Origin of the sequence: Rhodococcus sp. IEGM 1305, assembly GCF_030058635.1 — a bacterium.
Taxonomy (GTDB): Bacteria; Actinomycetota; Actinomycetes; order Mycobacteriales; family Mycobacteriaceae; genus Rhodococcus_F; species Rhodococcus_F opacus_D.
Map to the genome: position 1 here is coordinate 33,475 of NZ_JASHKX010000042.1, position 20,888 is coordinate 54,362.

The following is a 20,888-nucleotide window of genomic DNA, read 5'->3' on the forward strand; positions in this document are numbered from 1 at the left end:
ATGATGGGGGTAGCGGAAGATTTCTAAAGTTGAGCGGAACAGACTCAACCCTTCGCGCGTTAAGAAGATGACAGCGTCGCCACGTGCCACTCGGCCCCGGGCGGCGGACCGCTCTACAACGCCAGAAGAGGTGAACAGTGGACTCGTTCAATCCGACCACCAAGACCCAGGCCGCGATGACCGCTGCGCTCCAGTCGGCGTCGTCGGCCGGTAATCCCGACATCAGGCCCGCGCATCTGCTCGTGGCCCTGCTCGACCAGACCGACGGCATCGCCGCCCCGCTGCTCAAGGCGGTCGGCGTCGATCCCACCGTGGTCCATCGTGAAGGGCAGGATCTCGTCGACCGGCTGCCCAAGACGACGGGCGCCACAACCACACCGCAGCTCGGCCGCGAGGCCCTCGCCGCACTCACCGCAGCACAGCACCTCGCCACCGAACTCGACGACGAGTACGTGTCGACGGAACACCTGATGGTCGGTCTCGCCTCGGGTGAGTCGGACGTGGCCGGACTGCTGAAGCGGCACGGCGCCACCCCCGAGGCGCTGCGTGATGCGTTCACCACCGTCCGCGGCAGTGCGCGCGTCACCAGCCCGGATCCGGAAGGGACATACCAGGCGCTCGAGAAGTACTCCACCGACCTCACCGCCCTGGCCCGCAACGGCAAGCTCGACCCGGTGATCGGCCGCGACAACGAGATCCGCCGCGTCGTGCAGGTACTCAGCCGCCGGACCAAGAACAACCCGGTGCTGATCGGCGAACCCGGTGTCGGCAAGACCGCCATCGTCGAGGGACTCGCCCAGCGCATCGTCGCCGGCGACGTTCCCGAATCGCTGCGCGGCAAGTCCGTGATCTCCCTCGACCTCGGATCGATGGTCGCGGGCGCCAAGTACCGCGGCGAGTTCGAGGAGCGGCTCAAGGCCGTCCTCGACGACATCAAGAACTCGGCCGGTCAGGTCATCACGTTCATCGACGAGCTCCACACCATCGTCGGTGCGGGTGCCACCGGTGAGTCCGCGATGGACGCGGGCAACATGATCAAGCCGATGCTCGCCCGCGGTGAGCTGCGGCTCGTCGGCGCGACCACGCTCGAGGAGTACCGCAAGTACATCGAGAAGGACGCCGCCCTCGAACGTCGCTTCCAGCAGGTGCTGGTGGGCGAACCCTCCGTCGAGGACACCGTCGGCATCCTGCGCGGGCTCAAGGAGCGGTACGAGGTGCACCACGGTGTGCGCATCACCGACTCCGCGCTCGTCGCCGCCGCCACGCTCAGCGACCGCTACATCACGTCCCGGTTCCTGCCGGACAAGGCGATCGACCTCGTCGACGAGGCCGCGTCCCGGCTGCGGATGGAGATCGACTCGCGACCCGAGGAGATCGACACTGTCGAACGCATCGTCCGCCGCCTCGAGATCGAGGAGATGGCGCTGCAGAAGGAATCCGACGCGGCGTCGAAGGACCGGCTCGAGAAGCTGCGGCAGGAACTCGCCGACGAACGGGAGAAGCTCAACCAGCTGACCACCCGCTGGCAGAACGAGAAGCAGGCCATCGACTCCGTGCGCGGGGTCAAGGAGCAGCTCGAGACGCTGCGCGGCGAGGAGGAACGCGCCGAACGCGACGGCGACCTCGGCCGGGCCGCGGAGCTGCGGTACGGCCGCATCCCGCAGCTCGAGAAGGAACTCGAGCAGGCAGCCCGCGAGTCCGGTGCCGCCGCCGACGGCGACGTCATGCTCAAGGAGGAAGTGGGTCCCGACGACGTCGCAGACGTGGTCGCGGCATGGACCGGCATCCCGGCCGGACGCATGATGGAGGGCGAGACCGCCAAGCTGCTGCGGATGGAATCCGAACTCGGCAAGCGGGTCGTCGGCCAGGAAGAGGCCGTCGTCGCCGTGTCGGATGCGGTGCGCCGCGCCCGCGCCGGAGTCGCCGACCCCAACCGGCCCACCGGTTCGTTCCTGTTCCTCGGGCCCACCGGCGTCGGCAAGACGGAGCTCGCGAAATCCCTCGCCGACTTCCTGTTCGACGACGAGCGCGCCATGGTCCGCATCGACATGTCCGAGTACAGCGAGAAGCATTCGGTGGCCCGGCTCGTCGGCGCCCCGCCCGGATACGTCGGGTACGAGGCGGGCGGCCAGCTCACCGAGGCCGTGCGACGGCGTCCGTACACGGTGGTGCTGTTCGACGAGGTGGAGAAGGCGCACCCCGACGTGTTCGACATCCTGCTCGCCGTCCTCGACGAAGGCCGGCTGACGGACGGTCAGGGACGCACCGTCGACTTCCGCAACACCATCCTGATCCTCACGTCCAACCTCGGTGCGGGTGGATCGCGGGAGCAGGTGATGGATGCGGTGCGGCACGCGTTCAAGCCGGAGTTCATCAACCGGCTCGACGACGTCGTGATCTTCGAGTCGCTCACGGAAGAGCAGCTCGAATCCATCGTCGACATCCAGCTCGACCAGCTGTCCCGCCGGCTCGCGGCGCGGCGGCTGACGCTGGACGTGTCCGACTCGGCCCGCTTCTGGCTGGCGGTCCGCGGCTACGACCCGATGTACGGGGCCAGGCCGCTGCGCCGGCTGATTCAGCAGGCGATCGGCGACCAGCTCGCGAAGCTGCTGCTCGCCGGTGACGTCAAGGACGGTGACACCGTCCCCGTGAAGGTGTCCGAGACCGGGGACGCGCTCGTCCTCGGCTGATCCGTACGTGAGTGGCACGGTGTGCTCCCGCACGCCGTGCCACTCACCTGTGTTTTCACAGCGACGTCTTAAGTTTCGCCGTTACCCTGGACCGTCCGTAGCCGCAGGACACCGGCCAGACGAACCCGAGGGAGGGGCCGATCATGACGAACCCCGACGACCCGCGCACCCCGCAGGAACGCGCGTACGACGGAACGGAGTCGTGGACCACCGACGATTCCGCGTCGAGGGCCGGTGACGAGGACCCCACCCAGGCGTGGTCGCGGCAGGACCAGCCGACCGAGCACCTCGGATCGGCTGAGCAGCGCACCGAGCACCTGGGCCCCGCAGGCAGGCCGACCGAGCAGTTCTACACGTCCGATCCGACCGCCGCGTACGGGCAGAACCAGCCCAATCCCACCCAGGCCTACCCGACCTACGATCCGCGGTACGACCCGCAGGCTCCGCCACCGAACGCCACGCAGGCGTATCCGCCGTACGACGCCCAGCAGTACCAGGGCGGGTATCCGACGGGGCAGTACCCGAACGCCCAGTACCCGCCGGGGCAGTACCCCGGCTCGCAGTACCAGGCGCCGGTCACCGAGAGTCCCGAGGAGAAGAAGCCCCGGCGGATCGGCACGTGGATCGCCGCCACGGCGGCCGCGCTGCTGCTGATCGCCGTCATCGGTTTCGGTGTCGCCCTCCTCACGTCCGCGCCGAACAATTCCTCGAGCACCACGGCGGCGGGCCCGACCACGTCCCGTCCGCCCGCCACAACCGCGCCGCCGAAGACGACACCGCCGCCGTCGACCACGTCGGAGTCGCCGCTCGATCAACTCCCCGGCGGAATCGGCGAGGCCATCGGCGCTGCGGGCGCCGCGTTCGGAACGATCAGCGCCAACGACGGCTCCACACTCACCCTCGACGCCCTCGGCGGATCCCGGCTGACGGTTCAGACCAACGCGCAGACCAACGTGATCGCACTCGACGGCACCACGGTCGCCGATCTGAAGCCCGGGTTCACCGTGATGGTGCAGGGGACGAAGGTCGAGAACGGCACGATGATGGCCGAGACGATCATCAGCACCGAGCTGCCGAAGCTCGGCGGTAACTGAGACGATGGGTCCGGGCAAAACCGACACGGGGTGTCCGGGTACCGCTTCGCCTCGTAGCGGCGTCGACTCGCTAGGCTGATCACCGATGACGGGAATGTGGTTCGTACTGGCGTTGATCGCACTCGCAGGCGCGTGCGCGCTGCTCTATTTCGATCGCTCGCGTCGTGATCAGACAGGTCGGGTGCGGCAGATCTGGGCCAAGGCCCAGGGTTACACGTACGACAACGTCGAAGAGAAGCTGCCTGGCCAATTCCATCGCGCCGCGCTGGCCAAGCAGGAGTACCTAAGCGCCATCGACGTGGTGAAGGGCGAACGCCGGGGCGAGTCGTTCATCCTGTTCGACCTCGAGGAGACCGCGACCATCGTCGCCGTGCGCCGCCGGGTGGGCTCGGACGTCGACATCGACCTGCGCCTCAAGTCGACCCCGCCGCCGAAGGACTCGGATCTCGAACTCCTCGGTGCCATCGGACCGCGAGTCGTGTTCGCCACCGACCTCGAAATCGCCCGCAGGGTCTGCGATCAGCGCATGGTGGCGTTCACCGAGTCGGTGCCGCCGCACGTGAACATGCTGTGGAGCGAGGGCGAATGGACCCTCGGTTCGCTGCCCATCGGCAGCAGCGGACGCGAGTGGGATTCGGCCATCGAGGCCGTCGCCCGGCTGTCCGGCATCCTGCACGTCCTGCCCCCGGTCACCGAACCGCGGGGACTCGACCGTGGCCACCACGACCCGAGCCGGCCGCGAGTGCGGGAAGACGCTCCCGCCGAGGCGCGTCCCGCGCGTCCGACGTCTCCCCGCCCGCCTGCCCCCGGCGCTCCGCGCCAGCAGGCCCCCGGCGCTTCCCGTCCGCCGGCCCCCGGAGCTCCGCGCCAGCAGACCCCCGGCGCTCCCCGCCCGCCGGGCCCCGGAGCTCCGCGCCCGTGAGTGCCTGACGAGTCCTGGGACTCGTTAACCGCGCACAGGCGCGCAGCGCCTTGCTACCGTCACCGGTATGTCGACGCCCCCCAGTTCCGCCCGACCCGTTGCCCTCGTCACCGGCCCGACGTCGGGGCTCGGTGCCGGTTTCGCGAGGAAGTTCGCGTCTCTCGGTTACGACCTCGTGCTCGTCGCGCGTGACGAAACCCGCTTGCAGGCCCTCGCCGACGAGATGAAGGCGTTGTTCGACACCGAGTCCGAGATCCTGCAGGCCGATCTGGCCACGGCGTCCGGGCGTGAGGAAGTGGCGCAGCGCCTCGGGAAGGGTGTCGAGGTGCTGGTCAACAACGCCGGATTCGGCACGTCGGGCGAATTCTGGACGGCGACGCCGGAGCTGTTGCAGTCCCAGCTGGACGTGAACGTCACCGCCGTCATGCAGCTGACCCGCGCGGCGTTGCCCACCATGATCGCGTCGGCGAACGGCACCGTCATCAACGTGGCGAGCGTCGCCGGCCTGCTGTCCGGGCGCGGATCGACCTATTCGGCGAGCAAGGCGTACGTGATCTCGTTCTCCGAGGGACTGGCGAACGGGCTGGGCGGCACGGGTGTGCGGATCCAGGCGCTGTGCCCGGGATTCATTCGCACCGAATTCCACGAGCGCGCGGGCATCGAGATGAGTTCGATTCCGAAGCCGATGTGGCTGAGCGTCGACCAGGTGGTCGCGGCGTCGCTGGCCGACCTGGAGGACGGCAAGGTCGTGAGCATTCCCGGCCTCCAGTACAAGGTGCTGACCACTGCCGGTCGACTCGTCCCGAAGAGTCTGGTCCGGCGGCTGACCAACGTGTTCGGCCGGGGGCGTGCCCGCACATAGAGGTGGGTAGGGTTTCGGGCATGAGTGATCGCGAGGATCTGGCCGCGTTGGTGCGTGAGCTGGCTGTTGTGCACGGCAAGGTGACGTTGTCTTCGGGCAAGGAAGCCGACTACTACGTGGACCTTCGCCGCGCCACGCTGCATCACGAGGCTGGCCCGCTGATCGGGAAGCTGCTGCGTGAACTGGTGGCGGACTGGGATTTCGACGCCGTCGGCGGACTGACGATGGGCGCCGACCCGGTGGCGATGGCCGTGATGCACGCCCCGGGCAGGCCGATCGATTCGTTCGTGGTGCGCAAGGCCGCGAAGGCGCACGGCATGCAGCGGCAGATCGAGGGGCCGGACGTCGTCGGCAAGCGTGTCCTCGTTGTCGAGGACACCACGACCACGGGCAACTCTCCGCTCACCGCGGTGAAGGCGTTGCGCGACGTCGGGGCGATCGTCGTCGGTGTCGCGACCGTCGTCGACCGCGCGACCGGTGCCGACGAGGTGATCGCGGCCGAGGGTCTCGAGTACCGTTCGCTCCTCGGCCTCCCCGACCTGAACCTCTGACCGCACATGTGAGTGGCGAAGTGTGCCCCGGCACACTTCGCCACTCACATGGGGTGGTCAGTCGGCGTCGGCGACCGTGACGGCCAGTGCTTCCTCGACGCTGTGCGGTTCGGGATCGTGCTCGTCGACGTGGGCGAGGACCTTGCGTCCGGTCGTGAGCACGATGATCGCGGCGGCGGTGCACACGGCGCCGACCCAGAACGGCATGTGGATGTTGCTCTCACCGAGCTTGCCCGCGACCCACGGTGCTGCGGCGCCGCCGACGAAGCGAACGAAGCTGTACGCCGCGGACGCCGTCGACCGCTCGACGGGTGCGGAGATCATCACGGTCTCGGTGATGAGCGTGTTGTTGACACCGAGGAACAGCCCGGCGAGCACGACACCGACGACGAGCACGGTCTTGTTGTCGGTGAATGCGGCCATCATGGCGAGGTCGAGGGCGAACAGTGCGAGGGCCAGCATCATCATCGGCAGCGTGCCGAAGCGACGCTGTAGCCGCGGGGCGAGGAACACCGACGCGACGGCCAGTGCGAGGCCCCACCCGAAGAAGATGAATCCGATCGAGTACGTGCCCATGTCGAGCGGGAACGGTGTGTACGCGAGCAGTGTGAAGAAGCCGTAGTTGTAGAGCAGCGCGGTGATCGCGACGGTGAGCAGGCCGCGGTGGCGCAGGGCGAGGAACGGCGCGGCGATCGACGTGCGGTGCTCCGGCTTGGGCGCGGACGGCAGCATCACGACGATGAGGATGAACGCGACGGCCATCAGGGCTGCGACGCCGAAGAACGGTGCGCGCCAGCTGATGTTGCCGAGGACGCCACCGACCAGCGGGCCGACGGCGATGCCGATGCCCAGCGCTGCCTCGTAGAGGATGATGGCCCGCGCGACGCCGCCGCTGGCCGCGCCGACGATGGCGGCGAGCGCGGTGGCGATGAACAGGGCGTTGCCCAGTCCCCAGCCGGCGCGGAAGCCGACGATCTGCCCGATGGTGCCGGAGCTGCCTGCCAGCGCCGCGAACACGACGATGACGGCGAGTCCGGTGAGAAGGGTCCTCTTGGCGCCGATCCGGCTCGACACGACGCCGGTGATGAGCATCGCGACGCCGGTGACCAGCATGTAGCTGGTGAACAGCAGCGACACCTGGGACGGCGTCGCGTCGAGTTGTTCGCCGATCGGCTTGAGGATCGGGTCGACGAGTCCGATGCCCATGAACGCGATGACGCTGGCGAAGGCGACGGCCCACACCGACTTCGGCTGGTGGAGGAGGCTCGGTGGAGCCTCGCTGGATGTGCTGTTCGTGACGGTTGCGGTCGTGGTGCTCACGGCCACCTCCTTCGATGTATGTCGGGGTGTGGATGGGTGGTCAGGCGCGCGCCGACGATGTGACGATCGACCGCAGTTCCGACAGGCCCTGCGTCAGTCGTTCGAGTTGCTCGGGTTCGAGGTCCGCGAAGTGCGGGGCGAGTGCACCCGCGATCTCGTTGCGGGCCACGGTCAGCCATTCGCGGCCCAGGCCCGTGATGGACACCCGGACTGCCCGGGCGTCCTCTGGATCGGGTCGGCGGGCGACGTATCCGCGATCGGCCAGCTTCTGCAGGAGGGCGGTGGCGGACGGTTGCGAGCATCGGTCGATGCGGGCGAACTCGCTGATCCGAATCTCGCCCTGGTCGTCGAGCAGGGCGAGGGCACGTGTCCACGGCCGGGGGTGAGCCTCGGATCCGAAGGAGCTCGCGAGCCTGGTGAATCGGTGAGAATTCGTGACCAGGTCGACGAGCAGGCTCTGCAGCCGTGTGTCGTCGTCCATGCCAAACACATTACATAGGCTAACTAACTATGTAAACCCGATGAAGAGCTACACGGCCCGCATCCGCCCCTCAGTGGGTGCGGGCCGTGTAGCTCAGGACGAGTGCTTCGCGCCCTGCTCGACCTGACGCCGCAGGGTGGCGTCGGTGTGGCGGATCGCCTGCGCAACGAACGGCTCGATGATCTTGCCGAGCGCCTTACCCGCGAGTCCACCGGGCAGGTCGTAGCGGAAGTCGACCGTCAGGCGGGTCTCGGTCTCGCCGATTGCCTCGAACTGCCACCGCGACTGGGTGTACAGGCCGTCGATCGATTCCAGCTCGATCACCGAATTGCGTTCCCACCCGGTGACCTTCATCACGGAGTCGAGGGTCTTGGGGCCGACCTTCATCGCGGCGTCGTAGACCGCGCCGAGGCCCCGATCCTGGTCGCCGATCGGATCGAATTTCGTGATCCCGAACATCCAGGACGGGACGTGGCGGTAGTCGTCCACGTAGTCGAACGTGGCCGCGACCGGTGCGACGGCGACGGCAGTGTGATGGATCTCGATCATCGTGACTTTCCTGACGGGTGGAGGGCGGGGGGCTGCTCTGTCCGGTACGGCCGGATGGTGTAGTTCTCGAGGTCGAACCGGGCGAGGCGACGGCGCAGGGACCCGGTGGACCAGGGCCATGCGGCGAAGTTCCTGCCGTCGGCGTCGAGGTAGTAGCTACTGCAACCGCCGTTGTTGAAGACGGTGGGCTCCAGACCCTTCTGCACGGCGTCGTTGAACCGGCGGAACGGCTGATCGCGCACCTCGAGCACTTCGATGCCCTGCCGCTCCGCCTTGGTGAGTCCGTCGATCACGTATTCGAGCTGGGTCTCGGCCAGTCCGAGAAACGAGTTGTACACCAAGATGTTCGGGCCCAGCATGATGTACGCGTTCGGTGCGCCGGGCGTCGTGGTGGCCAGGTAGGCCTCGGGGCTCTTCGACCACTTCTCCGACAGCAGCGTTCCGTCCCGGCCGCGGATCCGGCTCGCGATCGGTGGATGGCTCACGTCGAAGCCGGTGCCGAAGATGATGACGTCGACCTCGCGGCGGGTGCCGTCGGCTCCGACCGCCACGCGTCCGTCGACCTGGGCGAGGGCGTGCGGAATCAGCTCGACGTTGCTTTTCGTCAGCGCCGGAAGATACGTGTTGGACAGCAGGAGGCGTTTGCACCCGAGCGTGAAGTTCGGTGTCAGGGCCGCGCGAAGTGCCGGGTCCGGTACCTGTCTGGCCAGCCAGCGGGTACCGATGGGGTTGAGGAGCCGGGCGGTACGTTCGCGGCGCATCACCGAAGTAAGCGTCCGCAGGATGACGTCGAGGAGTCGCCGGAACGCGCGCTGCACCGCGGGCACCCGCGCGAACACCCGCTGGGCGATGCGGGGGAACGGAAAGTCCAGGCGCGGCACCACCCAGGCCGGGGTGCGCTGGAAGACGTACAACTCCTCGACAGCCGGCTGGATCTCCGGGATGAACTGCACGGCGGACGCGCCGGTGCCCACGACGGCGACCCTCTTCCCGGTGAGGTCGACGTCGTGGTTCCAGCGGGCGGAGTGGAAGATGTCGCCGTCGAAGCCGTCGATTCCAGGTACGGCGGGAGTGCTCGGTTCGGTGATGGGGCCCGCCGCGAAGATCACGTGCTGGGCGACGATCGTGCCGCGGCTGGTGTCGAGGATCCAGCGTCGGCGCTCGTCGGACCATGCGGCTTCGCGAACTTCGGTCTGCATCGAGATCCTGGACTGCAGACCGAACGTGTCGACGGTGTCCTCGATGTAGGCCAGCAGTTCCGGTTGCAGGGCGAAGTTGCTGCGCCACCGCGGATTGGGGTGGAAGGAGAACGAGTACACGGGGGCGGGGATGTCGACACCGCACCCGGGGTACGTGTTCTCCCGCCACACGCCCCCGACGCGATCGGTCTTCTCCAGGACGACGAAGTCCGTGATGCCGGCGCGTTCGAGCTTGACCGCGGCGGCGATCCCGGACAGTCCGGCGCCGACCACGACGACGCGCAGGTGCCGCTCGTCTCCGCTGCCGTCGGGTGCGGCGGCGTGCTGAGTGGTTGTCGCTGTCATGGCTTCTTCCTTGGGGTGGATGCGGAACCGTCAACGCCGGTCCAGTTAACTGAGACGCCGTGTCACAGTAAAAGGAAGTATGTGCCTTGGCAAGTGCCGTCGGCAACCGCGGGTGGACGGGTCCTGGAAGAATGTCCTCCGTGACCGAGCGCAAACCTCCCGGGGTGAGCTTCGAGAGCTGGATCGACAAACAGATCCGGCTGGCTCAGGAGCGCGGCGACTTCGACGATCTCCCCGGCTCGGGTAAACCGATTCCGGCGGGCGATGTCGACGACGAACTGTGGTGGGTGAAGAACTACCTCCGGCGCGAGAATCTGCCCGCCGATTCGCTGCTTCCCACACCGCTGCAGCTGCGGAAGGAGATCGAGCGGTTGCCCGACACGATCCGCGGTCTGCCGTCCGAGCGGGCGGTGCGGGACGTGGTGGCCCAGATCAACCTGCAGATCGTCGCCTGGTTGCGGGCCCCCTCCGGCCCACGGATCCCGGTCGGTCCGGTCGACGCGGACGAGGTCGTCGCGACCTGGCGCCAGCAGAACCGGCCGGCGCGGAAGCCGAAGGTGACGGCGTCGCCGGAACCCGAGCCGGATCCGCCCCGAACGGGCACGCGGTGGTGGCGGCGGAGACGGTGACGGATCACTCCTTCCGGAAATCACCCGATTCCATCACCCGGGACACGAGCAGTCCGGCGATCAGCCCCCAGAACGCGGCCCCGATGTTGAGGAACTGCATGTTCGACACGGTCACGAGGAAGGTCACGAGCGCGCCGAGCGTGTGCCGGGAGCTGAACGCGGCGACGAACGAACCCTGCAGCGCCCGGAGCATCGCGAGCCCGCCGAGCGTCGCGACGAACGCGACCGGGGTGGCCAGCATCAGCTGCACGAACAGCGGCGCGAACAGGCCGACGACCATGGCGAGCAGCCCGCATGCGACGGCCGCCGTGTACTGCCTGGTGCGCTGCCCGGACGCCACCAGCAGGGCGTTGGTCGGACCCGTCAGGCATGTCGAGACGGCTCCGACGGCGGAGGTGGCGAGGGACCAGACCCCGCACAGGACGGTGCCGACGTTCATCGGCGGCTTGTGGCCGGCGGACGTCAACACGGCCGCGCCCTGACCGTTCTGCACGACGATGACCGTGATCGCCAGCGGCACGACCAGTTCGGTGATCGCCTGCCAGGTGAACTGCGGAGCCTGGAACATCGGCGCCGCGATCCACGGTGTACCCGAGCCGGTCGGGTGGAAGCGGCCCGTGACCGCCACCGCGGCTGCCCCGACGAGCAGTGCGCCGAGGATCGGTGGCATCCACCGGCCGAGCGCGGCGCGCGATGCCAGGGCGACGAAGGCGACGACCATCGGAACGGCCACGGCCGCATCGGTTCCCACGGCACGGACCAGGTCGGTGCCGAACTTCAGGAAGACGCCGGCCACCATGGCCATGACGATCGGCATGGGGAGCATCGCCATGACCTGACGCACCCGCCCGGTCAGTCCGAGGGCGAGGATCAGGAGCCCGGTCACCAGAAACGCGCCGAGCACTTCCGGCCACGACAGGTGGGTGAGCGAGCCGCCGACGATGATCGTGCCGGGAATCGTCCAGAAGAACGCGAGCGGCTGACGGTACAGCCAGCTGGCGAGGGCGGTCAGGATGCCGTTGAGGAAGAAGACGCCGGAGATCCACGACGCCATCTGCTGGGGCGACAGTCCGCCCGCGGAGCCGGCGGCCAGGATCACGGCCACGGGACCCGTCGCGGAGAAGATCAGCCCGATCAACCCGTTGGCGGCGTAGGTGGCGCCGAGGTCGCCGAGCAGGCGGCGCGGGCCCGCGGGCGGCCACGGCGGTCGCTCGAAGCGAGGGGGACGGGTCTGCACGTCGTCGCTGCGAGTCGGTTCCTCGGTGGTCGTCATGAGGCCTTCCTGCTCGGGCGAAACTCGCGATGTACGCAGAGCGGTCATGTCATCCGCAGTGCGTACATGCTGAGTGTGGTCTGGATCATAACCACCCGCGTCCCGGGGCCCCACGCCGGGCCGCCGAACCCTGGGTGGGGCGCTTTCCATCCCTGGGGTGAACGACACAAGGGCGGCATCACGACAGACTCGAAAGCGTCGACCCGACACCACCCGCACCGACGAACCATGCGAAGAAGGGCCACATGGCTGAACTCACCCGAATTCCCCGACAGCGACGCGCCGTGTACGTGCGGCGCACCACGGTGACAGCGGAACGCGAACCGCGTTCCGCCGTCGAACGGACGTCGACGATCCTGGCCTACGGACTGTTGGCGTTGTTCGGCGGGCTCGGCATCTTCGGAACGATCTGCTCGGTCGACGCCATCCCGGACGGCGCCCGGATCGCCGTCGTCCAGACGGTGCCGACGCAGACGCAACCGCTCGATCTGCCGCATCCGGCGCCGGACACTCCCGCGCCCACACCCGGCGGGGTCTGAGCCCGTCAGGACGCGACGTCGTCGCGCAGTGCCGCGAGTTCGAGCAGGCGGGGCAACATGTCCGGCGACGCGATCGAGGGCAGGAGCAGCGCCCACATGTCGGCCAACCGCTCGTACAGGTCGGAACGTCCGGTCAGTGCCTCGGACACCAACTGCATACCGGTGAACGAGCTGACCAGGAACCGGGCCAGTGCGGCAGGGTCGACGGTCCCGCGCAGTTCTCCCGCCTCCCGCGCCTTGCCCGCGAGCGCGACGAGGGTGTCGGTCCAGTCGATGTAGGGATCGGTGGCCGGGCCGCGGGACGTACCGAGTTCCAGGGTGAGTCGCACCCCCGCGCGCACGATGGGCTCGGTCAGCAGCTGGCGCGCCATCTCCTTGGCGCACAACAGGATCGCCTCCATCGGTGACTGCGCCGTCGCGAGCACTCGCTGCGCCGCCAGCATCGCCATGGCGTGCTGTTCCTTGATCACGGCCCAGGCGAGTGCTTCCTTGGACTCGAAATGAAAGTACAAGGCGCCCTTCGTCACGTCGGCGTAGGAGAGGATCCCGCTCAGGCTCGCGCCGCCGTACCCGAGCTTCTCGAAGCTCAGTGCCGCGCCCTCGAGTACCTGATGGCGGGTGGCTGCCGCGCGCGCCTGTTTTGCCATCACCTGTGCCTCACAATCGCGGATTGTCCGTCGCGTCCACTCTCAAGTCAACCACTCTTCGGGCCGGTAACCTCGGCACGTCCGCGAGTGTGGGAGGAAGACGTGAAGTCGAAGAACAACTGGGGTGTCGAGCACGCGGTGTTCGCCGGTGCGACACTGGCCACCGTCGTCGGGGCCGTCACCGGCCGTGAACGGTGGCAGCAGGTCGCGAAACCACTGATCGCGCCCGCGCTCGCCGCCCGCGTGCTGCGGCGGCGCGCCGACACGGACCCCGCCGACGTCGCGCTCCTCCTCGCCGGTCTCACGGCCGCGACCGTGGGCGACGTCTTCATGATCGATCCCGACGACGACGCCCGCCTGGTGCGCGGCGCGTCCTCGTTCGCCGCCATGCAGGTCGGCTATTCCGCGTTGTTGCTGCGCCGAGGCGCCCGGCCCACCGCGCCCGCACTGCTTCCCCGGTTCGCCGGCTGGGCAGGCGCGGCGGCGCTGCTCCGCGGGCGGGCGAAGGAGGTCGCCGTGCCGCTGACCGCGTACGGGTCGCTGCTCGGCACCACGTCGACCCTGTCGGCCGATCCGTCCCTCGCGCCCGGCGCGGACATCGTCGCGAATGTAGCCGTGCCGGGAACCGACCGTCGTAGCTGGCTCGGCGCGGGCGGGATGCTGTTCACCGCCTCCGACGGTCTGATCGTGGTGCGGCGCTTGTTCATCCGGGGTGAGCGGGGGAGGGCTGCGGCGGAAGGTGTGATCCTCGCCAGCTACGCTGCGGCCCAATTGCTGCTCGTCGAGGGGATGCTCGTGCTCGGGCGTCGCCGGGTCACGGGCAGAGCATGATGTGGTCCCGGTCCTTCGGGTCCACGAGAATGGTGATCGTCTCGCCGGGCACGAAGCGTGTCGCATTCTCCCGCCGCACCTCGTAGACGACGCGTCCGGCGTAACTCTCGGAACCGGGCACGGTCAGCCGCAGATCCAATTCGGTGAGTTCGCCGTTGTCGGGGGTGCGGCGAAGCGGAGTGACGTGCTCGATCCGGGCCCAGCCTTCGAGCCCGTGTCGTTCGAGTAGGCGGTCGGCGCGGCTGGGCCGTTCGGCCGCCATCATCCCGAATCCCAGCGCCGAACCGAAGGCGGCGACCAATCCCATGATCTGGTACGGGATGGTGGCGGGAGGGGTGTGCTCGATCAACCATCCCAGCCAGACGGCGAGGACGATGACGTAGCCGACCGTGACGAAGCAGACCGTCCGCACGATGCGCTGATGATTCATCGATTGCCTCCACCTCCAGGTTAGCCCGTCCCGGCGTCGCCGAGGCGGCCCCACCGCCGCACTGCCGTTAGAGTGCAGTGTCGGCAGCAGGTAAGCGTGTGTGGAGGTGGCCGTATGGCGTGGCGTCGGGTGTCGTTGGTGTGTCTGAGCATTGGCTCGGCCATGATGCTCGCAGGGTGTGGTGGGTCCTCGGACGCGGTGGCACCGCCGCCGTCCACGACGACTGTCGCGGCTCCTGTGACCACCACCACGACCACGGTTCCGCCGACGACCACCACCACGACCGTTGCGCCGCCGCCCACGACGACGGAGGCGCCGACCACGACGCTCGTCGACGTCCCCTACGAGCACAACGAGTCGTACTTCTTCACGTCCCCGGACGGCGGGTTCCAGTGCGGCATCATCAAGCTGCCGAACCGCACCGAGGCCGGATGTCAGGGGTCGACGAGCCCGGTGCCGCCGCGCCCGGCCGACTGCATGGTCGACTGGGGTCACGGGATCCGCGTCGAGAACGACGGCGAGGCGTCGTTCATGTGCGCCGGTGGCCTCGTCTACACGTCGGGCGGCGACGAACCGGACGCGGCCCTGCCCGCCGGGGCGAAACTGACCAAGCTCGGCTACACGTGCAGCACCACGGCCACGGCCGTCACGTGCACCAACGACGAGACGTCGCACGGGTTCACCGTCGCCCCCGATTCGAACGAGACGTTCTGACATCGTGAGCGGAGTCGAGACCGGCCAGGTCGAAGTCGCCGAGGCGGGGCCCACCGAATGGGGGGACAACCCGAACGGCGTGGGCCCGTGGACCGAGGAGCACGACACCCCGGTCCCCGCCGACCCGCGTTACGACCCCGAACTGCTGGCCGGCGGCGATCGCCGCAACGTGGTCGACGCCTACCGGTACTGGACGCGGGAAGCGATCGTCGCGGACATCGACAGCCGCCGCCACCCGCTGCACGTGGCCATCGAGAATTTCGGCCACGACGCGAACATCGGGACGGTGGTGCGCACCGCCAACGCGTTCGCCGCCGCCGCGGTCCACATCGTGGGACGTCGCCGCTGGAACCGGCGCGGGGCCATGGTCACCGATCGGTACCAGCACGTCCTCCATCACTCGGACGTCGACGGCCTCGTCGAGTTCGCACGTGAGCGGGGTCTCACCATCGTGGCCGTCGACAACACGCCCGGGTCCGTCCCGCTCGAGACGGCGAGACTGCCCCGCGACTGCGTGCTCCTGTTCGGCCAGGAGGGGCCGGGAGTCACGGACCAGGCGAAAGAGGTTGCGGCGATGACGGTGTCGATCGCCCAGTTCGGTTCCACCCGCAGCATCAACGCGGGCGTCGCCGCAGGAATCGCCATGCATGCGTGGGTGCGTCAGCACGCCGACCTCGACCGTGCCTGGTAGCGGAACCCCCGGCGAATAGGCAAGATCAACTCTCATGCAGGACTCGTGGTCGGCGCGCGCGGACGCCGCTGAAGAAGCGGTGGTGAGCAGGCACCTTCGCCGGCTGTGGGCGCTTCCGGGCACCACGCTGGGCGTCGTCGCCTGGCCGGCGGTGCGGCGCGAGCGGTTGTTCCTCAGCTGGCACTACTGGTGGCAGGCCCACCTGCTCGACTGCGCCGTGGACGCGCTCGAACGGGACCCCACGCCGCGCCGTCGTCGGCGCATCGTGAAATTGGCGCGTAGCCATCGTTTGCGGAACCTGTCGGGCTGGACCAACAACTATTACGACGACATGGCCTGGCTGGGCATCGCCCTCGAGCGTGCCCAGCGAATGCACTTCATAGACAACAGAAGTGCGGTGCAGGCGCTCGAATCCCAGTTGTTCGACGCCTGGGCGCCCGAGGCCGGGGGCGGCATCCCGTGGCGGAAGGGCTCTGACTTCTACAACGCACCGGCCAACGGGCCCGCCGGGATCATGCTGGCCCGCACCGGAAAGCTGTGGCGCGCCCAGGCCACGGCCGACTGGATCGACGACACGCTGCGGGACGTGCACACCAACCTGATCGTCGACGGCATCCACCCGGGTGGTGAAATCGAAAGGAACGTCTACTCGTATTGTCAGGGCGTCGTTCTCGGCCTCGAAACCGAACTCGCCGTGCGCCTCGGTTCGCCGCGGCACCGCAACAGGACTCACCGGCTGGTCGACGCCATCGACGAGCACCTCGCACCCCGCGGCGTCATAAACGGCGGCGGTGGGGGAGACGGTGGCCTGTTCAACGGGATCCTCGCGCGGTATCTGGCGCTGACCGCGGTGATGCTGCCGTGGGAGTCGCCCGCCGACATCAGGGCACGGGAGATCGCCGCCCAGCTCGTGCTGAGCTCCGCGGAATCGGCCTGGGAGAACCGGCTGCAGATCGAGGGGCAGCCGCTGTTCGGCCACGATTGGACCAAGCAGGCGCAGCTGCCGGGGCTGGGCGGGGGAATCGCCACGTTCACCGGGGGCACCGTGCGGTCGTCCGGGGTTCCGGAACGCGACATGTCCGTCCAGCTCGGCGGCTGGATGCTGATGGAGGCCGCGCACATGGTTTCCGCGGCAGGGTATCCACGCCGCTAGAGCGACGGTTCGAATCACGCGAAAATTAACCGTGTCGCCCCCGATTCGGCGCTGCTAAACAGTTCGTTATGTCAGATCAACAGCGGCAGCTGAGTCTCAACGCGTTCATCTACCCGGCCGGGCACCACGAGTCGGCGTGGCGCCACCCGCTCACGACACCCGAGCGGCTGTACGACGTCTCCTACTTCCAGGACATCGCGCGGACCGCGGAGGCGGCGAAGCTGGACGCGATCTTCTTCGCCGACGGCCCTGCCCTGCGCAGCGACGTCGAGCACGGCGCCGCCGGAGCGCTCGAACCCATCACGCTGCTGACCGCCATCGCGACCGCCACCGAACGGATCGGCCTGATCGCGACCGCGTCCACGACGTACTTCGAGCCCTACAATCTGGCGCGGCTGTTCGCGTCCCTCGACCACATCTCCCGCGGCCGGGCCGGCTGGAACATCGTGACCACCGGAACCGACCTGGCGGCCGCCAACTTCGGGCTCGCCGGCCACCCCGATCACGCCGACCGCTATGCGCGGGCGCGGGAGTTCGTCGACGCGACCGTCAAACTGTGGGACAGCTGGGAAGACGACGCCATCCTGATCGACAAGGCCGCAGGCATCTACGCGGACCCGGCGAAGATCCACGAGATCAACTACGTGGGGCGCCACCTGCGGGTGCGGGGACCGTTCAACGCGCCACGCTCCCCGCAGGGACACCCCGTGCTGGTGCAGGCGGGTGCGTCCAACGAGGGCCGCGCATTCGCGGGCCAGTACGCCGAGGCCATCTTCACCGCGCACCAGCGGCTGTCCGACGGGCAGGCGTTCTACGCGGACGTCAAGCAGCGCGCGACGCAGTACGGTCGCAACCCCGATCACGTGAAGATCCTGCCCGGCATCAGCCCGTTCCTCGGCGACACCGAGGCCGAGGCCCGCGACCTGGAGCGGGAGTTCAACGAACTCACGTCGCCCGAGTACGGGCTCGCCCAGCTCGAGGGCCTCACGGGTTCGAGCGTGCGCCACCTCGAACTCGACGCCCCCGTGCCCGCCGGACTGTTCGGGGACGCCGGCGACGTCACGGACAACCAGCAGAGTCGCCTGCAGGTGATCGCCGGGATCGTCGAGCGGGAGAGTCCGACCCTGCGCGGATTGCTGCACCGTCTCGCCGGTGCGCGCGGGCACCGGGTGGTCGTCGGGACGCCGGTGCAGGTGGCCGACACCATCGAGGAATGGTTCACGCAGGGCGCGGCGGACGGTTTCAACGTCATGCCGCCGTACTACCCCGGCGGTCTCGAGGTGTTCGCGGAGAAGGTGGTCCCGATCCTGCAGGAGCGCGGGCTCTTCCGCACCGAGTACTCGGGCGCCACACTGCGCGACCACTTCGGTCTGCCCCGCCCCGAGAGCCAGTACGCCGACGCGTCCGGCGCCGTCGCGCTGTAGGCGCGGCCGCCGGCGTCCGCTCGCGCCCGGTGTCGCATCCGTATCCGTTCGAGTGGACGGGTGTGACATCGGGAGCCCGCGGCTGCGGATGGACCGGACGCAGGAGAAACTCGTCGAGCTCACCAACGGCTGCATCTGCTGCACCCTGCGGGAAGACCTCGTCGAGGCCGTCGCGCGGCTGGCGAAGGAGGGCCGGTTCGACCATCTCGTCATCGAATCGACCGGCATCTCCGAACCGATGCCCGTCGCCGCCACGTTCGACTGGGAGTTCGAGGACAGGTTCAGTCTCGGTTCGGTGGCCGCCCTCGACACGATGGTGACGGTGGTGGATGCGTCGACGTTCCTCGGTGAGCGAGGCCACCGTGCGCAGGCTCAACCCCACCGCGACACTGCTGCGCAACACGCGCGGCGTCGTGGATCCCGGTGAGGTTCTCGGGACCGGCCTGTACAACTCGGAGGTCGCGGCCGAGCTGCCCGGCTGGGCCGCGAGCCGCCCGGACCTCGCCGCCGTCTGGTCGCGGGCCGGTCCGAACCTCGTGATCGAGCCGGCCCAGCTGTGGGCGTCCGCGCACGAGACACCGGGGCAGGAGATCGTGTTCATCGGTGTCCGCCTCGACCCCGACGGCCCGCGGCACATCCTGGACCCGGCGCTGCTCACCGACGACGAACTGGCGTCAGGGCCGGCGGCCCGGGTTCGGTTCGACGACCCGCTGCCCGCGTGGGACGCGGTGCATCGGCACTAGTCCAGAACTTCTTCGACGGCCACTTCTTCGGGCGGCCGCGCCATCTCCTGCCGGTAGTGCCACACCCCGAGCACGGTGCCGATCACCAGCAGCGCGACCATCCCGGCGAGCACGGCCGGCATCAGCCACGACACCCGGTCCAGGAAAGAGCCGAAGTAGAAGCCGATGAGCAGCAGGACGGGTGCCCAAAAGATGGCGCCGATGGTGCTGGCGATCGTGTACTTGGTGTGGTTCATCTTGGCCGCACCGGCGACCAGCGGGCACAGGGTGCGGACCCACGGAATCCAGCGGGCGATGAGGACCGCCCAGAAGCCGTGCTTCTCCAGCAGGACGTTGACCTTGTGCAGGTTGGTGTAGTTGAGGTACTTCCCGCCCTTGCGGGCCAGGATGCGGTTGCCGGTGCGGTGACCGATGACATAACCCACCTGATTTCCGCAGATCGCGGCGATCATCGCGCCGACCGACAACGCCCACACGTGGCCGGCGCCCGACGCATGGTTGGCCAACACGATTCCGGCGGTGATCAGCATCGAGTCGCCGGGCAGGAACAAGCCCAGGATCACCGCGCACTCGATGAACACGAACGCGAGGACGACGATCCAGACCAGCGCTGGGCCGGCCGAGACGAGAGGCCCGAAGGTGCCTGCTGCCGTGGTGACCATCGTCAGTGCGCTACTCGATCGGTTTCAGGAGGTCGGATCGGTGGGTGTGGTGACCGGCTGTGCGTCCTCGGTCGTTGCGCCCGCGCTCTGCCGCGACTTCACGACGCGCTTGCCCACCTCGAGGATGATCGGCAGGACGGACACGAAGACGATCAGCAGGAAGATGATGTCGACGTTGTCGCGGATGAACTCGATCTGCCCCAAGAAATAGCCGAGCAGCGTGACGCCGGCGCCCCACAGGATGCCGCCCACGATGTTGTACGTCAGGAACAGCGAGTACTTCATCCGTGACGCACCCGCGACGACCGGCGCGAACGTGCGCACGATCGGAACGAAGCGGGCCAGGATGATGGTGATCGGGCCGTGCTTCTCGAAGAAGGCGTGCGACTCGTCGATGTACTTCTTCTTGAAGAACCGCGCGTCGTCGTGCTTGAACAGGGCGGTGCCGCCCTTGCTGCCGATGAAGAAGCCCACCTGGTCGCCGAGGATCGCGGCGATGGGGATCAGAACTAGTAGCGCCCAGATGGGGGCGAACGGTTCGATCTCCCCTTTCGACGCCGCGATGAGTCCCGCGGTGAAGAGAAGCGAGTCGCCGGGGAGCAGGGGGAACAGCAATCCCGACTCGATGAAGACGACCAGGAGAAGTCCGACGAGCACCCACGTGCCGAAGGAGTTGAGGAGGTTCACCGGGTCGAGGAATCCCGGCAACAACGCGAGGTTGGTCACGGAATCCGATGCTGCCTGCACAATCACGGCCCTCAGCGTACCGGCGTATTCCCCGACTGACGGAATACTGCAGGTCATGGAGTTTCGGCCGGGTCGTGGACCTGCCGAAACGGGGTGCCGCGACAGCCACCGGGAGACGTACGCTACCGGTATTGCCATACTGCTAGGACCACATCGCGCGCTGCGCTGATCGCGCGCGCCGAAATCGACTCTTAATGGAGGACTGCCGCCGTGCCAATCGCGACTCCCGAGGTCTACGCCGAGATGCTTGGTCGGGCCAAGGAGCACTCCTTTGCCTTCCCCGCCATCAACTGCACTTCTTCCGAAACCATCAACGCCGCCATCAAGGGCTTCGCGGACGCCGGCAGTGACGGCATCATCCAGTTCTCGACCGGTGGCGCCGAGTTCGGTTC

The 20,888-nt window shown here is 68.3% G+C and carries 22 protein-coding genes and 1 pseudogene; 14 read left to right on the forward strand and 9 right to left on the reverse strand.

Features of this window, described 5'->3' with window-relative positions; all coding sequences use genetic code 11:
* Positions 1 to 137 precede the first annotated feature (137 nt).
* The 5 genes from clpB (at position 138) to pyrE (ending at position 6,119) form a co-directional block, all read left to right on the forward strand.
* Complete coding sequence (gene clpB, locus QM693_RS32425; RefSeq protein WP_009478774.1) at positions 138 to 2,690, forward strand: ATP-dependent chaperone ClpB; 2,553 nt, start codon at positions 138 to 140, stop codon at positions 2,688 to 2,690.
* Between the two features lie 143 nt (positions 2,691 to 2,833).
* Positions 2,834 to 3,784 carry a DUF5666 domain-containing protein gene (locus QM693_RS32430; protein ID WP_283354383.1) on the forward strand — a complete coding sequence of 317 codons (951 nt, stop codon included), beginning with the start codon at positions 2,834 to 2,836 and terminating at the stop codon, positions 3,782 to 3,784.
* An 85-nt stretch (positions 3,785 to 3,869) separates the two neighbouring features.
* Positions 3,870 to 4,706 (forward strand): TtfA family protein, encoded by an 837-nt coding sequence (locus tag QM693_RS32435; protein ID WP_502942691.1) that lies wholly within the window; start codon positions 3,870 to 3,872, stop codon positions 4,704 to 4,706.
* Positions 4,707 to 4,773: 67 nt separating this feature from the next.
* Positions 4,774 to 5,568: an SDR family NAD(P)-dependent oxidoreductase gene (locus QM693_RS32440; protein ID WP_105420669.1), complete on the forward strand. Its 795-nt coding sequence runs from the start codon at positions 4,774 to 4,776 to the stop codon at positions 5,566 to 5,568.
* A gap of 20 nt (positions 5,569 to 5,588) precedes the next feature.
* Complete coding sequence (gene pyrE / locus QM693_RS32445; RefSeq protein WP_005238397.1) at positions 5,589 to 6,119, forward strand: orotate phosphoribosyltransferase; 531 nt, start codon at positions 5,589 to 5,591, stop codon at positions 6,117 to 6,119.
* Positions 6,120 to 6,176: 57 nt separating this feature from the next.
* Here the strand turns inward: pyrE and QM693_RS32450 are convergent, their stop codons facing one another.
* The 4 genes from QM693_RS32450 to QM693_RS32465 form a co-directional block, all read right to left on the reverse strand.
* On the reverse strand, positions 6,177 to 7,445 hold the full coding sequence (locus tag QM693_RS32450) for an MFS transporter (RefSeq protein WP_283354384.1): 1,269 nt from the start codon (positions 7,443 to 7,445) through the stop codon (positions 6,177 to 6,179).
* A gap of 34 nt (positions 7,446 to 7,479) precedes the next feature.
* Entirely contained in the window at positions 7,480 to 7,920 is a 441-nt protein-coding gene (locus QM693_RS32455; protein ID WP_283354385.1) for a MarR family winged helix-turn-helix transcriptional regulator, read from the reverse strand.
* 93 nt (positions 7,921 to 8,013) lie between these two features.
* Positions 8,014 to 8,469 (reverse strand): SRPBCC family protein, encoded by a 456-nt coding sequence (locus tag QM693_RS32460; protein ID WP_283354386.1) that lies wholly within the window; start codon positions 8,467 to 8,469, stop codon positions 8,014 to 8,016.
* On the reverse strand, positions 8,466 to 10,013 hold the full coding sequence (locus QM693_RS32465) for a flavin-containing monooxygenase (RefSeq protein WP_283354387.1): 1,548 nt from the start codon (positions 10,011 to 10,013) through the stop codon (positions 8,466 to 8,468). Before QM693_RS32465 ends, QM693_RS32460 begins: the two co-directional genes overlap by 4 nt.
* A 131-nt stretch (positions 10,014 to 10,144) precedes the next feature.
* Here QM693_RS32465 and QM693_RS32470 point away from each other — a divergent pair, with 131 nt between their 5' ends.
* Positions 10,145 to 10,642 carry a DnaJ family domain-containing protein gene (locus QM693_RS32470; RefSeq protein WP_283354388.1) on the forward strand — a complete coding sequence of 166 codons (498 nt, stop codon included), beginning with the start codon at positions 10,145 to 10,147 and terminating at the stop codon, positions 10,640 to 10,642.
* 4 nt (positions 10,643 to 10,646) lie between these two features.
* Here QM693_RS32470 and QM693_RS32475 read toward each other — a convergent pair whose 3' ends face one another.
* Positions 10,647 to 11,915 (reverse strand): benzoate/H(+) symporter BenE family transporter, encoded by a 1,269-nt coding sequence (locus tag QM693_RS32475; protein ID WP_280784157.1) that lies wholly within the window; start codon positions 11,913 to 11,915, stop codon positions 10,647 to 10,649.
* 245 nt (positions 11,916 to 12,160) lie between these two features.
* Here QM693_RS32475 and QM693_RS32480 point away from each other — a divergent pair, with 245 nt between their 5' ends.
* Positions 12,161 to 12,454 (forward strand): hypothetical protein, encoded by a 294-nt coding sequence (locus QM693_RS32480; RefSeq protein WP_283354389.1) that lies wholly within the window; start codon positions 12,161 to 12,163, stop codon positions 12,452 to 12,454.
* A 5-nt stretch (positions 12,455 to 12,459) separates the two neighbouring features.
* Here QM693_RS32480 and QM693_RS32485 read toward each other — a convergent pair whose 3' ends face one another.
* Positions 12,460 to 13,101 carry a ScbR family autoregulator-binding transcription factor gene (locus QM693_RS32485; RefSeq protein WP_280784155.1) on the reverse strand — a complete coding sequence of 214 codons (642 nt, stop codon included), beginning with the start codon at positions 13,099 to 13,101 and terminating at the stop codon, positions 12,460 to 12,462.
* Between the two features lie 102 nt (positions 13,102 to 13,203).
* On the opposite strand from QM693_RS32485, the gene QM693_RS32490 reads away from it, so the two are divergent.
* The gene (locus QM693_RS32490) at positions 13,204 to 13,932 is read left to right on the forward strand and encodes a lysoplasmalogenase (protein WP_283354390.1); all 729 of its coding nucleotides are present in this window, start codon (positions 13,204 to 13,206) and stop codon (positions 13,930 to 13,932) included.
* Here QM693_RS32490 and QM693_RS32495 read toward each other — a convergent pair.
* Positions 13,916 to 14,362 (reverse strand): hypothetical protein, encoded by a 447-nt coding sequence (locus QM693_RS32495; protein ID WP_283331589.1) that lies wholly within the window; start codon positions 14,360 to 14,362, stop codon positions 13,916 to 13,918. The genes QM693_RS32490 and QM693_RS32495 overlap by 17 nt on opposite strands.
* Before the next feature lie 114 nt (positions 14,363 to 14,476).
* Here QM693_RS32495 and QM693_RS32500 point away from each other — a divergent pair, with 114 nt between their 5' ends.
* The 5 genes and pseudogenes from QM693_RS32500 to QM693_RS32520 form a co-directional block, all read left to right on the forward strand.
* Positions 14,477 to 15,076: a hypothetical protein gene (locus QM693_RS32500; protein ID WP_280784152.1), complete on the forward strand. Its 600-nt coding sequence runs from the start codon at positions 14,477 to 14,479 to the stop codon at positions 15,074 to 15,076.
* Positions 15,077 to 15,080: 4 nt separating this feature from the next.
* Positions 15,081 to 15,767, forward strand: coding sequence for a TrmH family RNA methyltransferase (locus tag QM693_RS32505; RefSeq protein ID WP_283331588.1), 687 nt, complete (start codon positions 15,081 to 15,083; stop codon positions 15,765 to 15,767).
* A gap of 34 nt (positions 15,768 to 15,801) precedes the next feature.
* On the forward strand, positions 15,802 to 16,920 hold the full coding sequence (locus tag QM693_RS32510) for a glycoside hydrolase family 76 protein (RefSeq protein ID WP_280784150.1): 1,119 nt from the start codon (positions 15,802 to 15,804) through the stop codon (positions 16,918 to 16,920).
* A gap of 68 nt (positions 16,921 to 16,988) precedes the next feature.
* Positions 16,989 to 18,344 (forward strand): LLM class flavin-dependent oxidoreductase, encoded by a 1,356-nt coding sequence (locus QM693_RS32515; RefSeq protein WP_283354391.1) that lies wholly within the window; start codon positions 16,989 to 16,991, stop codon positions 18,342 to 18,344.
* Between the two features lie 88 nt (positions 18,345 to 18,432).
* Positions 18,433 to 19,087, forward strand: a pseudogene (locus QM693_RS32520) (GTP-binding protein); the annotation flags it as partial.
* Here QM693_RS32520 and QM693_RS32525 read toward each other — a convergent pair.
* Positions 19,084 to 19,749: a DedA family protein gene (locus QM693_RS32525; protein ID WP_005260048.1), complete on the reverse strand. Its 666-nt coding sequence runs from the start codon at positions 19,747 to 19,749 to the stop codon at positions 19,084 to 19,086. The pseudogene QM693_RS32520 and the gene QM693_RS32525 overlap by 4 nt on opposite strands.
* A 24-nt stretch (positions 19,750 to 19,773) precedes the next feature.
* Complete coding sequence (locus tag QM693_RS32530; protein WP_283354392.1) at positions 19,774 to 20,502, reverse strand: VTT domain-containing protein; 729 nt, start codon at positions 20,500 to 20,502, stop codon at positions 19,774 to 19,776.
* Between the two features lie 204 nt (positions 20,503 to 20,706).
* On the opposite strand from QM693_RS32530, the gene QM693_RS32535 reads away from it, so the two are divergent.
* The coding region (locus QM693_RS32535) for a class II fructose-bisphosphate aldolase (RefSeq protein ID WP_283354393.1) at positions 20,707 to 20,888 on the forward strand (182 nt) is incomplete at its 3' end.